The sequence below is a fragment of the Nonomuraea sp. NPDC000554 genome (assembly GCF_040300065.1).
In the GTDB taxonomy this organism is placed as follows: Bacteria; Actinomycetota; Actinomycetes; order Streptosporangiales; family Streptosporangiaceae; genus Nonomuraea.
In genome coordinates, this window is sequence record NZ_JBEPDC010000028.1 from 132972 (window position 1) to 146442 (window position 13471).

Consider the following 13471-nt stretch of genomic DNA (forward strand, 5'->3'; position numbering starts at 1 on the left):
CTTGCCCACCAACGCGTCTGGAGGCGTAGCGAGCCGATGAAAGTCGTCATCATCACCGGCGGATCCCGTGGAGACGTCGCCCCTTACACCGGCCTCGGAGCCCGCCTGAAGGCGGCGGGGCACGATGTGGCGATAGCCGCACAGGAGAGCTTCGCCGGCCTCGTCCGCGAGGTGGGCTGCGAGTTCCGCCTCGTCCCTGGCGACACGCGGGCCATGCTCGGGTCCGAGGACGGCCAGAGGTGGCAGGGGCGCGGCACCGGGACGTTGCGCGCCATGAAGACCAACATCCAGATGGGCATGCGGCTGCTGGAGGAGACCGGCAAGGGGGTCGTCTCGGCCGCCGAGGGCGCCGACGTGCTGCTGCTGCACCGCACCGCCCTGTGGCACGGCTACCTGGCGGCGGGGGCCATGGGCATCCCGGCGGTGGGCCTGGAACTGTTCCCCAGCGTCCCGACGGCCGACTTCGCGCTGCCGTCGTTCGACGTACGCTTCCTCGGCAGGTGGGGCAACCGCCACCTTCCCAGCCTCGCGATGGGGGTCACCAGCCACGTCAGGACCCCGCTCGACGCCCCGATCAGGTCCTTCCAGCAGCAGCTCGGCCTGCCGCAGACGGGGCTCAGCGAGGTGCGCAGGCGGACGGTCGAAGACGAGAACTGGACGATCCTGCACGGCTACAGCCCCCAGGTCGTGCCGCGCCCGGCCGACTGGCGTCCCGGCGTGGAGGTGGTCGGCTACTGGTGGCCGCCGGCCCGCGAGGACTGGCGGCCACCGCGCGAGCTGACCGACTTCCTGGAGGCCGGGCCGCCGCCGGTGTTCATCGGCTTCGGCAGCATCACCCGGCGCGACACGGCGGAACTCACCGAGACCATCTCCGCCGCCATGCGCCGCGCGGGGACGCGGGCGGTGGTCCAGGCGGGCTGGTCGGAGCTGTCGGCGATGGGCGACGACGTGCTGGCCATCGGCGACACGCCGCACGAGTGGCTGTTCCCCCGGATGGCCGCCGTGGTCCACCACGCGGGAGCGGGCACGGCGGGCGCGGGTGTCCGCGCGGGCGTTCCGGCCGTACCCGTGCCGATCATGGGTGACGCGCCGTTCTGGTCGCGCCGCCTGGCGGGGCTGGGGGTCAGCCCGGGGTACGTCCCGATGAACGAGCTGTCGGCCGAGCGTCTCGGTGACCTGGTACGCCAGGCCGTGACCGACCCCGCCTACCGGCAGCGGGCCGCCGAGCTGGCCGGGCGCGTCGGCGCGGAGGACGGCCCCGCCCGCGTCATCGAGACGCTCGACCGGCTCCCTCCCCGGTTCGGCCGCCGGTAGCGGCGGACCGACAGCGCGGCTCGAACCGCGCCTCGATTCAGCCGCCGGTAGCGGCGGACCGGTAGCGCGGCTCGAACCACGCGAGGTCTAAAGGATTCCGGCGCGGGCCGCGGCCAGTGCCGCGTCGGCCGCCCGGTCGGCGTCGCGCTCGGTCACCGGCTCGTACGCGACGAACAGCCGGTAGTAGACGGGCGCGACCGCGACCCTGATCACCTCACGGACGTCCACCGTGTCGGGCAGCTCGCCACGGGTGATCGCGCGACGCACGACGGCCGCGGCCTGGTCGTGGCGGGCCACGAAGAAGTCGTGCAGCGCCCGCGCGGCGTCGGGGTGCTGGGCGGCCGCCGCGACGAACGCCGACGACACCGGGCCCAGCTCCGGGTCGTCGAACCCGTTGCGCACCAACCGGGCGACGCCCCGCAGATCGCCCTCGATCGTGCCGGTGTCGGGCACCGGCCACGGCTCGTCACGGGCCAGCTCCAGCGCGTCGGAGATCAGCCCCTCCACGCTGCCCCAGCGCCGGTAGACGGTCGTCTTGTGGACGCCTGACCGCTCTGCCACGTTCTCGACCGTCAGCCCGCCGTAGCCGTGCTCGGCCAGCTCCGCGATCGTGGCCTGCCGGACGGCGTCGCGCACCCGCGCGCTGCGCCCGCCGGGACGCTTGCTCGTCTCCAAACACTACTCCAGTTGCGTTAGTCGCCCTTCTGGTGCCAGACTAACGCTACAACAGTTGCGATTGGAGCTCCATCCTGGTTCAGCGGCGTGGAGTCAGAGATTTCAGGGGGCACCTATGTTGATCGACATCCCGGGCGGCTCACCGTACGGCATCGCCACCGGCCCCGACGGCGGCCTGTGGTTCACTCTGGTGCACGAGGGGCGGGTCGGCAGGGTCATCCCGGGTGAGGCCCCCGTCCTGCATCAGCTCACCCCGGCCGACGGCGGGCCCACCGTGATCACGCCCGGTCCCGACGGGGCGATGTGGTTCACCGAGTTCCAGGGCGGCCGGGTCGGGCGCATCACCGCATCGGGCGAGGTGACCTCGTACGAGGTCAGCGCGCCCTACGGCATCACCGCCGGGCCCGACGGCGCGATGTGGTTCACCCAGCTCCAGGCCGACCGCGTCGGGCGCGTCGGCCCTGACGGGGCGATCACCGGCTTCCAGGTGCCTCCGGAGGGCGGCATGCCATCGGCCATCACGGTGGGCCCCGACGACGCCCTCTGGTTCACCGTCAACCAGGGCAACGCCATCGGGCGCGTCACCCTGTCGGGCGAGGTCACGATCCATCCGCTGCCCACCGAGGGCGCCGCCCCCGTGGGCATCACCTCCGGGCCTGACGGTGCGCTGTGGTTCGTGGAGATCGGCGCGGGCCAGATCGGCCGGATAGACACGTCCGGAAAGATCACCGAATTCCCCCTCCCCGACCGGTCCTCCCGCCCGCACGCCATCATCAGCGGCCCCGACGACGCCCTCTGGTTCACCGAATGGGCCGCCAACCGCGTCGGCCGCATCACCACCGGCGGCGCCATCGAGGAGCATCCCCTCCCGGCACCCCCGGCCCCCTCCGGCCCGCCGAAACCGGCCGAGCCGCACGGGCTCACGGTCGGCCCCGACGGCGCGATCTGGGTCGCCCTGGAAGCCGGGGCCCTCGCCAGAATCGGCTGACCGCCGAGCCCCGGCGACGGCATTGGATCTAGGGCTGGGTGGCCGGTGACAGGCGGACGCGCAGTTCGGCCATGCCTGGGCCGGACAGGCTTGACAGAGCGGCCATTCGTCCGTTCAGCAACAGGAGTATCGCCGCGATGGAACCTTCAACACGCTGACCGTGTCCCACGGACCAGGAGCAGTCGGTGGCCGCGAGTTCGAGTCCATTCAGCTCCTGCCGCGCACGGAATGACCACCCCATCGTGAAGGGCCATCCCAGATTCCAGAGCCGGGTTGCGGAGAAGGCCGCTGCTCTCACCGGCATGGGACGGTCTCGTCCGAGGGGGATCGCAAGGTCTTGGCCATGAACGAGAATGTCCAGGAGTGGCTGGCCGCCGGGAGCCTTTCTCCTAGTGCCCACCATGCCCCGCAACAGGGCGCTGATCTCGTGCAAGGGTATCTCGGCCTGCCGGATGGCGGTGTCGTGAAGCATACGGTTGATATCTCCACGTGCCTTCAGCAGCTCACGCGCCACCTGCGCGACACCCATCTGGGCAAGGGTCAGGTGGGCGGCGACGTCACGCACCCGCCAGCCTGAGCACAGGGATGCGACCTCCCATTCCCGGTCAGAGAGATCGTCGAGAAGGTCCGCGAGGCTGGACCGCTCATGATCGATCGCCTGCCATACCTCATCGCGGTTCATCTCAGCCTCCTGTCGACGTCGCCCGAAACCGAGTGCGTCTCCGTAGGCTATTGAGACTGCTGGAGCCCCAACCTTCGGGGCCGTCAGTGCTCACGATCACTGTCCCGATCGGCGATGAATCGCTCCCGCGTCCCTGATCCAAGAAACAGCGCATCCGGACCCGACCCCGTGTCGCCAAACGCGCGATCTCCATGTACAACACCAAAGGAACCGTCGACCGAGCCAGCTATAAGGCCACCATCAGCATCGACATCCTTATCACAGACCCTTTTCGCCCTCCGTGGTGGCCGCGCTGGCGGCGCTGAGGAGAAGACACCGCACACATCTTCCGTCGCGAAGACGGAATCCCGATGAACCGCTATTACATCTGGCGGGAATTCAGACTCATTACAGACGCAGCAGGGATCGGCACCCATTGGTGCCCCCGAGAGCTACGGCACCCCTGACTCCCTTTCTGAGCAGTCGAGGGAGCCGGAATCGATCGGCTTGACCTTGACGTGGCGTCAACGTGTCCAATGAGGGCATGAGGATCGGCGAACTCGCGACGCTGGTCGGGGTGTCCACCCGGACCGTGCGCCACTACCACCATCTGGGGCTTCTCCCCGAGCCCGAACGGCTGGCCAACGGCTACCGGGAGTACCGGCTGCGCGACGCGGTGGCGCTCGCCCGCGTGCGCCGGCTGGCCGAACTGGGCCTGTCCCTCGACGAGATCCGCGACGTCCTCGCCGACGACCAGGGCCGGGAACTGCGGGAGATGCTTCTGGAGCTGGACGCCGACCTGGCCAGGGAGCAGGCGGCGATCGCCGCCAGAAGGGCCCGGCTGGCGGCTCTGCTGGCGGAGGCGGACCTGCATCCCGACTCGACGGTGTCGCCCGACATGGCGGAGGTGCTGCGCGGCCTCCCCACCGGGAGCTCGACGTTCGCCGAACTCGACCGCGAGCTGCTGACCCTGGTCGCCAGCGTGACCGACCCGGCCGACCGAGCCGAGTTCGCCGATCTGTTGCGCCCGCTCACCGAGCCTGAGGCGTACGCGCGGGGGCACGCCCTCATCGCCCGGCTGGACGAGCTCGCCGACGCCGACCCCGGAGATCCGCGCGTCGCCGTGGTCGCCCGTGACCTCGCGACCCACCTTCCCGACGAGATGGTCTCGGCGATGATCGCGAGCCTCGACGACACCGGCACCGGTCAGTGGCTGGTGGAGCTGTTGCGGGAGCTGCCCGCCGCCCAGGCCGAGGTCTTCCAGCTGCTCGTGGCCCAGCTGAAGGAGCGAAGGTGATGGCGAGGCTGCCCACCGCGCAGGCCGAGGTCTTCCCGTTGAAGGAGCGAAGGTGATGGCGAGGCTGCCCGCCGCCCAGGCCGAGGTCTTCCCGTTGAAGGAGCGAAGGTGATGTTGAGGGTCGCGCGTGCCGCGCTGTTCGCCACGGTCCCCGCGGAGCTGGTGCTCGCGGTCCTGCTCGTGTCCGGTGTGTCGCTGCCGCTCCCCGTGGTCGCGGTGGCCGAGGCGGCCGTCGTTGCGGTGCTCGTCCTGGAGGCGATGACCGCGTACCGGCTGTTCCGGGCCGCCCGCCGGGGTGGCGCGGACCGCCGGACGGCGTTGCGCGCGGCCTATGAGGAGCTGGTTCCCGAGCAGGTGCGACGGATCATGGGGTTCGACCTGAAGGGCATGATCAGCCTCGCCCTGTGGGTCGCCCGTCGCCGCCACGGCGTGCCCGCCGACGCCACCGCCGTCTCCTACTCGCGCGCGCAGACCCTCACGATGATGATCTTCCTGGGCGCGATGGTCGTGGAGCTGGTGGGCGCGGAGGTCCTGCTGCGGGCGTTCGGCGCGCCGGTCGGCCTGCGTGCCGTGGTCCTGGTCGCCGACGCCTACACGGTCCTGATCGTGCTCGCGGTCATCGCGGCCTGCGTCACCCGTCCGCACGTCGTCTCGGACGACGAGGTGCGTATCCGCTACGGCGCGTTCTTCGACCTGCGCGTCCCGCGCGAGCGGATCGCCAGGGTGCGGCACGTCCGCAACTTCAACGAGAGCGGCACGGTCAAGGTCGACGGCGATCGGCTGGCCGTGGCGGTGGCGTCCCAGACGAACCTGATCCTGGAGCTGACCGAACCGATCACGGCCGTGCGGCCCCTCGGCAGCCGCGCCGAGGCCCGCACGATCCGCTTCTTCGCCGACGACCCCGCAACCGTCCTCGCCGCGATGCGCCCCCGCCGGCAGCACGCGCACGGAGACGGGCCGGTGGAATCAGCTGCCGGGGGTCGAGGTTGACTAGGGGCATGCGTGCCATTGTCATCTCCGCCCAGGGCGGCCCAGAGGTTCTCGAATACGTGGAGCGTCCCGACCCGGTGCCGGGAGAAGGGGAGGTCGTGGTCGACGTCGCCGCCAGCGGCGTGAACTTCATCGACGTCTACCACCGCTCGGGGGCGTACCAGCTGCCCCTGCCCAGCCCGATCGGGTCCGAAGGGGCGGGCGTCGTGTCCGCCGTGGGCAAGGGGGTGTCGGACGTCGCGGTCGGCGACACGGTGGCGTGGGCCAACGTGCTCGGGAGCTACGCCGAGAAGGCCGTGATCCCGGCCGGGCGGGCGGTGCCGGTGCCTGACGGGGTGACGGCCGAGCTGGCGGCCGCCACGATGCTCCAGGGGATGACCGCGCACTATCTGACCCACTCCACGCACGAGGTGAAGCCGGGCGACAACGTGCTCGTCCACGCCGGCGCCGGAGGGATGGGGCAGCTCCTCATCCAGCTCGCCAAGCTCAGGGGCGCCACCGTGCACACCACCGTCTCCAGCGAGGAGAAGGCGAAGATCGCCCGTGAGGCGGGCGCCGACGAGGTGCTGAGCTACGAGGACTTCGCCGGCAAGCTGCGCCACCAGATCGACGTCGTCTACGACGGCGTGGGGCCGCCACGTTCGACGGCAGCCTCGAGGCGCTCAGGCCACGCGGCCTGATGGCGCTGTACGGGGCGGCGAGCGGGCCGGTGCCGCCGGTCGATCCGCAGCGGCTCAACAAGGGCGGTTCGCTCTTCCTGACCCGTCCGACGCTGGTCCACTACATCGCCGACCGCGACGAGCTGCTCTGGCGGGCGTCGGACCTGTTCGGGTGGATCGCGTCCGGAGATCTGAAGATCAACATCTCGCGTCGCTACCCGCTGGCGCAGGCCGGGCAGGCCCAGGAGGACCTGGCCGCCCGCCGCACCACGGGCAAGCTGCTGCTCATCCCGTAACCCCGGACGGCTACAGAGCGGCTGGGCGGCGAAGCGGCCGAACGTCCCGGGGTGGCGTGGGTGCGTGGCCAGTGGGTGGTTAGGCTTCTGGCGCGTGGACGTAACCTCCTCAATCTGGTCATTCGCCGCCGTTGTCGCCTTGCTCACCGTCACCCCCGGGCTGGACACGGCGCTCATCCTGCGGACGTCGCTGCTGGCCGGTAGGCGTCCGGCTTGGGGCGTCGTGCTGGGGATCCAGTTGGGCACCCTCGCCTGGGGACTGCTGACGGCGGTGGGCCTGTCCACGTTGCTGGCGGCTTCGCAGGTCGCCTACGACGTCCTGCGGTGGGCGGGCGCCGCCTATCTGGTGTGGATGGGCGCGCGGATGCTCCTGACCAGATCGGACGGGCACGAGACACCGGCGGACGAGCGGGCGGCGGGATTCGGCACGGGCTTCCGGCGGGGGCTGCTGACGAACCTGCTCAACCCCAAGGTCGGCGCGTTCTACGTGGCGATGTTGCCGCAGTTCATCCCGTCCGGGGCGCCGCACGCGGCGATGGGGCTGCTGCTGGCGGGCGTGCACGTGGCCGAGGCCCTGGTGTGGAGCGCGGTGCTGGTCGGGTTCGCGTCCCTGATGGGCGGCCTCCTGCGCTCCCCCGCGGTGCGGCGCGGGCTGGACCGGGTCACGGGCGTGGTCATCGTCGCCTTCGGTCTCCGGCTGGCGTTCCAGGACTGATCGGACGGTCAGTCGAAGTCGAAGATCGAGTGCTTGTCGTAGAAGTGGAGGATGTACCGGCAGCGCTTGCAGATCATCAGGGTCATGCGGTGGGAGGTGACGCCCCATTTGCTGTCGAGTCGGCCCTCTTCCTGCTGGAACTCGGTGCCGTGGCAGAGGGGGCAGAGGAGCTGCGGTCTCGTCATGTCACGACAACGGGTGAACGCTCGGCCAGAGTTCCGCTCCGGAGACGTCATCGGCGCCACGGCCAGGCCGGCGCGCACCGTTCCGCCGGTCGGCCTGATCACGTCGCCCGGCGGGCTCGGCAGCCTGAGGGGCGGGTCGCGTGCCGGAACCGGCAGCGAGGGTAGCGTGCTGGCGTGGAGACCGCGTTCGTCCTGGGTGGCGGTGGCGTGCTCGGCGCGTACGAGGTGGGCATGCTGCAGGCCCTCCACGAGGCGGGGATCGAGCCCGACCTGGTGGTGGGAACGTCCGTCGGCGCGCTGAACGGCGCGCTGATCGCCGCCGCGCCCGCCGACGCCGTGCGCATACTCAGCTCGCTGTGGCGTTCGGACGTGGTGCGCACCGCGTTCGCCGGTTCCTGGGTCAGCCGGATCTCCACCCTGGCCAAGACCGGCACCCACCTGCACCCGGCGGGCCCGCTGCGCGCACTGCTCGACGAGATGGTGCCGGTGTCGCTGATCGAGGACCTGGCGGTGCCGTTCCAGTGCGTGGCGGCCTCGGTGGAGCGGGCGAGCGGGCACTGGTTCACCAGCGGCCCGCTGGTCGACGCGGTCCTGGCGTCGTGCGCGGTGCCGGGGCTGCTGCCGCCTGTCGCGATCGGCGGCGAGCACTACTTCGACGGCGGGCTGGTGCACAGCATCCCGGTCGGGCGCGCGGTGCGGCTCGGCGCGAAACGGCTCTACGTCCTGCATGTCGGACGGATCGAGCGCCCTCTTGCCGCGCCCCGGCGGCCGTGGGAGGTGGGCATGGTGGCGTTCGAGATCGCGCGCAGGCACCGGTTCGCCGAGGAGATGGCCACCCTGCCGCCCGGCGTGGAAGTGCACGTGCTGCCGTCGGGGGCCACCGAGGCGGTGTCGCCGCTGCGGTACCGGGATGTGTCGCAGACCGCGCGCCACATCGAACGCGCCTACCAGGCCTCTGCCCGATATCTGCGGACCGGATCCGATTCAGGCTAGGGCTCCGGGCGGGAGGATCGGCACGGCGGGCGGGCCGTGCTCGATGAGCCGCAGCAGCGCGTCGGTGTCGAGGTGCCGTTCGACCAGGTCGCCCAGGGCGTCGAGGCGTTCCTCGCGCAGCCGGGCGAAGTCCGTGCCGGGGGCGGGGACGAAGTCGCGCCCGGCACGCTCGGCCACGTCCCGCAGGAAGGCGCGGCGGAACGCGTCGTTCTCCAGGGCGCCGTGCCAGGTGGTCCCCCAGACGTTCCCCGCGCGGCAGCCGTCAAGGAACGGCTCGCCGCCCTCGACGGTGGTGACCCCGTGGTGGATCTCGTACGCCCGCACCGGGTGCCCGTAGGCGTGGCCGAGCGGCCGGGAGAGCGTCTTCTCCTTGGCGAACTCGACCCGCACCGGTAGCAGGCCGAGCCCGTCGACCCGGCCGGCGCCGGACTCCACCTCGTCCACGATCTCGCGTCCGAGCATCTGGAAGCCGCCGCAGATGCCGAGGACCGGCCGCTCGCGGGCGCTCAGCGCGGCGGCCAGGCCGCTCTCGCGCAGCCAGCGCAGGTCCGACACCGTGGCCCGGGAGCCCGGCAGCACCACCAGGTCGGCGTCGTCCAGTTCGACCGGGTCCGTGGCGAAGCGGACGTGCACGCCCGGCTCGGCGGCCAGCGCGTCCAGGTCGGTGAAGTTGGAGATGCGCGGCAGCCTGGCCACCGCGACCCGGAGCGTCTGCCTGCCGTGCGGTCTGCGGGTCGGGACGGTACGGCTGTCGAGCGCGAGGGAGTCCTCGACGTCCAGCCAGAGGCCGTCCAGCCAGGGCAGGACGCCGTAGACCTCGCGGCCGGTCAGGCGGCGGAGCTGGTCCAGGCCGGGTTCCAGGAGTTCCCGCGCGCCCCGGAACTTGTTAACGACGAATCCTGAAATAAGCGATTGGTCGGCTTCGTCCAGGAGGCCTACCGTGCCGTAGAACGCGGCGAACACGCCGCCCCTGTCGATGTCACCGACCACGATCACGGGCAGGTTCGCCGCCCTGGCCAGCCCCATGTTCGCCAGGTCGCCCCTGCGTAGGTTGATCTCGGCAGGGCTGCCCGCGCCCTCGCAGACCACCACGTCGTACGCCTCGCGCAGCCTGCCGAACGCGTCGAGCGCGGACGCGCGCAGCAGGTCCCGCAGCTCGCCGTACTCCATGGCGTCGACGTCGGCGACCGGCCGCCCCATCAGGACGACCTGGCTACGGCGGTCGCTGCCCGGTTTGAGGAGGATCGGGTTCATGTCCGCGACCGGCTCGACCCCGGCGGCCTGCGCCTGCACGGCCTGGGCGCGTCCGATCTCGGCGCCGTCGGCGGTGACGTACGAGTTGAGCGACATGTTCTGCGCCTTGAACGGCGCCACCCGGACACCCCGGCGGGCCAGCCACCGGCAGATGCCCGCCGTGACCACGCTCTTCCCCGCATCGGACGTGGTCCCCGCGACCAGCAACGCACCCTTCACCGGGCCACCGTAGCGGCATCCACGACACACGCCGCCGTCGGGCTGTCCCGAGTGCGCCCAGCGGCATCCACCATGCACGCCGCCGTCGGGCTATCCCGAGTACGCCCACCCGGACCAGCGGACCACGTCCACGACGATCACCGGCCCCTCCGGGCGGCGCCTTCGATACTGGTCGTACTTGCCGGCCAGCCAGTCGAGCGCCGACTCGCGCTCCGGGCCGTCCTCCACCACGCGGGCCGGCCCGTCGGCACGCACCCACCACAACCGCGTCCAGTCGTCCTCGTAGTGGTCGGCCAGCAGGCTGACCTTGGGATTCGCCCGGATGTTCCGCAGCCGCCGCAGGTCGGCGGTCGTCTTGGGCTTGTGGTCGATCGCCGTCACCACCCGGTCGGCGCGCACGGCGAACGCGACGGGCACCAGATGCGGCGTCCCCTCTGCGTCGGCGGTGGCGAGCCGGGCGACCCGCTCGCCACCGAACATCTCCCGAGCCCGCTCAACGTCCATGCTCTCCCCCTTCCCGCATATCCCGGCCGGCCACGATTGCGGGTGCGCGGTGCGGCGGGCGTACCTTGGGACGTCATGCGGATCATGAAGTACACCCACGCGTGTGTACGGCTCGAACACGACGGCCGGGTGCTGGTCATCGATCCCGGCACCTGGAGCGAGCCGGCCGCCCTGACCGGCGCCGACGCCGTGCTGGTGACCCACGAGCACGCCGATCACGTCGACGTCCTCCGGTTGGCCGGGCTCGGCGTGCCGGTCTACGCCCCTGCCGATGCGGACATTCCACGGCTGGACGTCACCGGGGTGTCCTCCGGCGAGGAGTTCACCGCCGCCGGCTTCCGCGTACGGGCGGTCGGCGGGCGACACGCGTTCATCTACGGCGGCCAACCCGACTGCGCGAACCTCGGCTACCTCATCGACGAGGCGCTCTACCACCCCGGCGACTCGCTGCACGTCCCCGAGCAGCCGATCGAGACGCTCCTGGTTCCGGCCCAGGGATCGTGGATGAAGATGGCGGAGGCGATCGACTTCGTCAACGCGATCAAGCCGCAGCGGGCGTTCGCGATCCACGACGCCCAACTCAACGATCGCGGCCTCAGCAGCGTCAACGGCTGGCTCGCCGAGGAGACCGACAGCGGCTACCGGTATCTGACGCCCGGCGAATCGGCCTGAGATGGGTCGTTGAGGCGGTCATGTCCCCTCGGCCACCGGCAACCGGGCCGTACGACCGAGGGGCCTGCGCGCTCTACCTGAGATCGAACTCGTCGGCCTTCGCGCCGTCGAGGAAGGCGTTCCACTCTGCCGGGGTGAAGAACAGCTTGGGCCCGTCGGGGTCCTTCGAGTCACGGACGGCGACCAACCTGTCATGCCCGGCCTTGTGCTCCAGACCTTCGACGGGGCCTGCCGTTTGACCGAGGCCGGTCAACTCCGCGAACTCGACACAGTCGCCGCCGTTGTCGCCGGAGAAGCTTGACTTACGCCACCGCGCGTTGCTCAGGTCCATCTTTCCTCCGCCGCTTCCGTGATGAGATCAATGGACATGTTCAGCGGCAACGCCTCGGTGCGAATGGCCTCGAAGCGCTCGACCGCCGCGCTGACGTCGTCCCGGTCGCTGGTGGTGATCCCTCGGACGGCCGTCTCCGCATACAGTACGTCGGCTCCATCAGCCAGGGTAGCCAGGACGAAACCGCCCAGCAGGCCGGAGTGCATCCCGTGTGGGAGAACCTGCACGCTCAGCCGGGGGCCGATCATCGAGACCAGGCGACAGAGCTGCTCACGCATCACCTCCGGCCCGCCGATCGGCCGGTGCAGGACCGCCTCGTCGATCACGCATCGGAGGCACGGCGGCGCGGGGTCCTCTCGGGTGAGGATGAGCTGCCGGTTCAACCGGCCGGACACTGCCGTCTCATTGCCGCGCAGCAGCACACGCGCGTACGCCTCGGTCTGGAGGAGGCCGGGGATCAGGAGCGGTTGATAGGTCCGGAGCGTGGTCGCCATTTGTTCCTTGTCACGCCACTTCCCGAACCAGGAGGGATATACCTGGCCCCGTCGCCAGTCGAGAAGCCGCTGGAGGGCGCCTCCCGTGACGAGCACGTCGTCGCAGCACCGGGCGAACTCCGGACTGGCCGGAAGCTGGCCGGTCTCCACCCCGCTGATCAGCGACTCGCTGAAGTGGATCTTCTCGGCGAGCTGCGCCTGCGTCAGCCCCGCCTCCTGCCGGTAGTGCCGCAGCTCCCTGCCCCATATCGCCTGCGGCGAGTAGAAATCACCCACAACGCCCCCTTTGCCGGAGTTCAACGACACGGACGCGGCCTTCAAAACACCGCCTTGGTGACGAAGTCACTACTGAGGGTAGTTGCGACACGGCACTCTGGAGCCCGGAAATCCGAGGCGGGGAGAAACATCGATGAAAGAGGCACTCAAGGCCCGTGCGGCGCTCGCCGAATGCCGGAACGCCCCGGACCGGCTCGTCCCCCTTCTCGGCGAGAAATGGATTCCGCGCAACGGGAAATGCCTGGCATCCGCCCGGCGGTTCGTCCGCGACGTGGCCGCCGACTGGGACGCGGCGCCGGACGTCCCGGAGGTCGCCGAACTCCTGACGTCCGAGCTGGTCACCAACGCCCTCGCGCACACGCCCGCGGGCGAACCGACGGCGAGCGCCATCCGCATCTCCGTCAGCCGCGAGCAGGAGTTGATCGTCGTGGACGTCCACGACACCTGCGTCGCACTCCCCCGCCTACGCCGGGCGAGCCACCTCGACATCCGCGGCCGAGGTCTCGCCATCGTCCAGACCTTCTCCCACGACTGGGGCTGGACTCTGACCCCCTACGGCAAGTCCGTCTGGTTCCAGCTCATCGCGTGGCCGTGATCGCCGTACGAGCGAAATGATCGAGATAGCATTCCGGCCCATGAAAAGACGGATAAAGATCGCATTTGTGGCCGTCGGAGCCACCGTCGTAGCCGCCCTCACCCCGGCCGCGTCAGAGGCACTGGCCGCCGGCAAAGGCCACGTGGTCAGAAACGTCTCCACCGGCCTCTGCCTGACCTACGGCCCCGACACCTCGGGACACAGAAGGGGCTACGTCGCCCGCACCTCGCACTGCCCTCCCGGATTCGAAGGCTATTTGTGACTCCTCCCCCTCGTAAACGAGGGGGCTTCTCGCTACGCCGCGCTGGCGTCTCGGAGGACCAGCCCGGCCCTCTTGATGTTGCTCGCCCCGA

The 13471-nt window shown here is 70.7% G+C and carries 16 protein-coding genes and 1 pseudogene; 10 read left to right on the top strand and 7 right to left on the bottom strand.

Annotation, left to right across the window (positions count from 1 at the left end):
• Positions 1 to 36: 36 nt before the first annotated feature.
• On the top strand, positions 37 to 1314 hold the full coding sequence (locus tag ABT294_RS39375) for a glycosyltransferase (protein ID WP_350811535.1): 1278 nt from the start codon (positions 37 to 39) through the stop codon (positions 1312 to 1314).
• 87 nt (positions 1315 to 1401) lie between these two features.
• Here ABT294_RS39375 and ABT294_RS39380 read toward each other — a convergent pair whose 3' ends face one another.
• Positions 1402 to 1989: a TetR/AcrR family transcriptional regulator gene (locus ABT294_RS39380; protein WP_350811536.1), complete on the bottom strand. Its 588-nt coding sequence runs from the start codon at positions 1987 to 1989 to the stop codon at positions 1402 to 1404.
• Positions 1990 to 2104: 115 nt separating this feature from the next.
• Between ABT294_RS39380 and ABT294_RS39385 the strand changes: the two genes are divergently transcribed.
• The gene (locus ABT294_RS39385) at positions 2105 to 2977 is read left to right on the top strand and encodes a Vgb family protein (protein ID WP_350811537.1); all 873 of its coding nucleotides are present in this window, start codon (positions 2105 to 2107) and stop codon (positions 2975 to 2977) included.
• 28 nt (positions 2978 to 3005) lie between these two features.
• Here ABT294_RS39385 and ABT294_RS39390 read toward each other — a convergent pair whose 3' ends face one another.
• The gene (locus ABT294_RS39390) at positions 3006 to 3659 is read right to left on the bottom strand and encodes a maleylpyruvate isomerase family mycothiol-dependent enzyme (protein WP_350811538.1); all 654 of its coding nucleotides are present in this window, start codon (positions 3657 to 3659) and stop codon (positions 3006 to 3008) included.
• Positions 3660 to 4182: 523 nt separating this feature from the next.
• Here ABT294_RS39390 and ABT294_RS39395 point away from each other — a divergent pair.
• The 4 genes and pseudogenes from ABT294_RS39395 (at position 4183) to ABT294_RS39410 (ending at position 7595) form a co-directional block, all read left to right on the top strand.
• The gene (locus ABT294_RS39395; RefSeq protein WP_350811539.1) at positions 4183 to 4935 is read left to right on the top strand and encodes a MerR family transcriptional regulator; all 753 of its coding nucleotides are present in this window, start codon (positions 4183 to 4185) and stop codon (positions 4933 to 4935) included.
• Between the two features lie 111 nt (positions 4936 to 5046).
• On the top strand, positions 5047 to 5925 hold the full coding sequence (locus ABT294_RS39400; protein WP_350811540.1) for a hypothetical protein: 879 nt from the start codon (positions 5047 to 5049) through the stop codon (positions 5923 to 5925).
• Positions 5926 to 5933: 8 nt separating this feature from the next.
• Positions 5934 to 6880: pseudogene (locus ABT294_RS39405) on the top strand (quinone oxidoreductase family protein).
• A gap of 94 nt (positions 6881 to 6974) precedes the next feature.
• A complete protein-coding gene (locus tag ABT294_RS39410) occupies positions 6975 to 7595 on the top strand; it encodes a LysE family translocator (RefSeq protein ID WP_350811541.1) in 621 nt (206 codons plus the stop codon).
• An 8-nt stretch (positions 7596 to 7603) separates the two neighbouring features.
• On the opposite strand, the gene ABT294_RS39415 is transcribed toward ABT294_RS39410, so the two are convergent.
• The gene (locus ABT294_RS39415) at positions 7604 to 7780 is read right to left on the bottom strand and encodes a zinc ribbon domain-containing protein (RefSeq protein WP_350811542.1); all 177 of its coding nucleotides are present in this window, start codon (positions 7778 to 7780) and stop codon (positions 7604 to 7606) included.
• Positions 7781 to 7954: 174 nt separating this feature from the next.
• Between ABT294_RS39415 and ABT294_RS39420 the strand changes: the two genes are divergently transcribed.
• Positions 7955 to 8773 carry a patatin-like phospholipase family protein gene (locus tag ABT294_RS39420; RefSeq protein ID WP_350811543.1) on the top strand — a complete coding sequence of 273 codons (819 nt, stop codon included), beginning with the start codon at positions 7955 to 7957 and terminating at the stop codon, positions 8771 to 8773.
• Here ABT294_RS39420 and ABT294_RS39425 read toward each other — a convergent pair.
• Positions 8765 to 10246 (bottom strand): cobyric acid synthase, encoded by a 1482-nt coding sequence (locus ABT294_RS39425; RefSeq protein ID WP_350811544.1) that lies wholly within the window; start codon positions 10244 to 10246, stop codon positions 8765 to 8767. The two genes, ABT294_RS39420 and ABT294_RS39425, sit on opposite strands and share 9 nt — an antisense overlap.
• Positions 10247 to 10336: 90 nt before the next feature.
• Positions 10337 to 10750, bottom strand: a complete 414-nt coding sequence (locus ABT294_RS39430; protein WP_350811545.1) for a TIGR03668 family PPOX class F420-dependent oxidoreductase — start codon at positions 10748 to 10750, stop codon at positions 10337 to 10339.
• Between the two features lie 75 nt (positions 10751 to 10825).
• Between ABT294_RS39430 and ABT294_RS39435 the strand changes: the two genes are divergently transcribed.
• Complete coding sequence (locus ABT294_RS39435) at positions 10826 to 11422, top strand: MBL fold metallo-hydrolase (RefSeq protein WP_350811546.1); 597 nt, start codon at positions 10826 to 10828, stop codon at positions 11420 to 11422.
• Positions 11423 to 11495: 73 nt separating this feature from the next.
• Here ABT294_RS39435 and ABT294_RS39440 read toward each other — a convergent pair whose 3' ends face one another.
• Positions 11496 to 11753, bottom strand: a complete 258-nt coding sequence (locus ABT294_RS39440) for a DUF397 domain-containing protein (protein WP_350811547.1) — start codon at positions 11751 to 11753, stop codon at positions 11496 to 11498.
• Positions 11744 to 12523 (bottom strand): helix-turn-helix domain-containing protein, encoded by a 780-nt coding sequence (locus tag ABT294_RS39445; RefSeq protein ID WP_350811548.1) that lies wholly within the window; start codon positions 12521 to 12523, stop codon positions 11744 to 11746. Before ABT294_RS39445 ends, ABT294_RS39440 begins: the two co-directional genes overlap by 10 nt.
• A 133-nt stretch (positions 12524 to 12656) precedes the next feature.
• On the opposite strand from ABT294_RS39445, the gene ABT294_RS39450 reads away from it, so the two are divergent.
• Entirely contained in the window at positions 12657 to 13118 is a 462-nt protein-coding gene (locus tag ABT294_RS39450; RefSeq protein WP_350811549.1) for an ATP-binding protein, read from the top strand.
• A 40-nt stretch (positions 13119 to 13158) separates the two neighbouring features.
• Positions 13159 to 13380 carry a hypothetical protein gene (locus ABT294_RS39455; protein ID WP_350811550.1) on the top strand — a complete coding sequence of 74 codons (222 nt, stop codon included), beginning with the start codon at positions 13159 to 13161 and terminating at the stop codon, positions 13378 to 13380.
• Positions 13381 to 13471 lie beyond the last annotated feature (91 nt).

Coding starts and splice junctions, on each gene's coding strand:
- ABT294_RS39440 (WP_350811547.1), bottom strand. CDS start 11,753: ATGGACCTGAGCAACGCGCGGTGGCGTAAGTCAAGCTTCTCCGGCGAC.
- ABT294_RS39435 (WP_350811546.1), top strand. CDS start 10,826: ATGCGGATCATGAAGTACACCCACGCGTGTGTACGGCTCGAACACGAC.
- ABT294_RS39390 (WP_350811538.1), bottom strand. CDS start 3,659: ATGAACCGCGATGAGGTATGGCAGGCGATCGATCATGAGCGGTCCAGC.
- ABT294_RS39375 (WP_350811535.1), top strand. CDS start 37: ATGAAAGTCGTCATCATCACCGGCGGATCCCGTGGAGACGTCGCCCCT.
- ABT294_RS39415 (WP_350811542.1), bottom strand. CDS start 7,780: ATGACGAGACCGCAGCTCCTCTGCCCCCTCTGCCACGGCACCGAGTTC.
- ABT294_RS39400 (WP_350811540.1), top strand. CDS start 5,047: ATGTTGAGGGTCGCGCGTGCCGCGCTGTTCGCCACGGTCCCCGCGGAG.
- ABT294_RS39450 (WP_350811549.1), top strand. CDS start 12,657: ATGAAAGAGGCACTCAAGGCCCGTGCGGCGCTCGCCGAATGCCGGAAC.
- ABT294_RS39455 (WP_350811550.1), top strand. CDS start 13,159: ATGAAAAGACGGATAAAGATCGCATTTGTGGCCGTCGGAGCCACCGTC.
- ABT294_RS39430 (WP_350811545.1), bottom strand. CDS start 10,750: ATGGACGTTGAGCGGGCTCGGGAGATGTTCGGTGGCGAGCGGGTCGCC.
- ABT294_RS39395 (WP_350811539.1), top strand. CDS start 4,183: ATGAGGATCGGCGAACTCGCGACGCTGGTCGGGGTGTCCACCCGGACC.
- ABT294_RS39385 (WP_350811537.1), top strand. CDS start 2,105: ATGTTGATCGACATCCCGGGCGGCTCACCGTACGGCATCGCCACCGGC.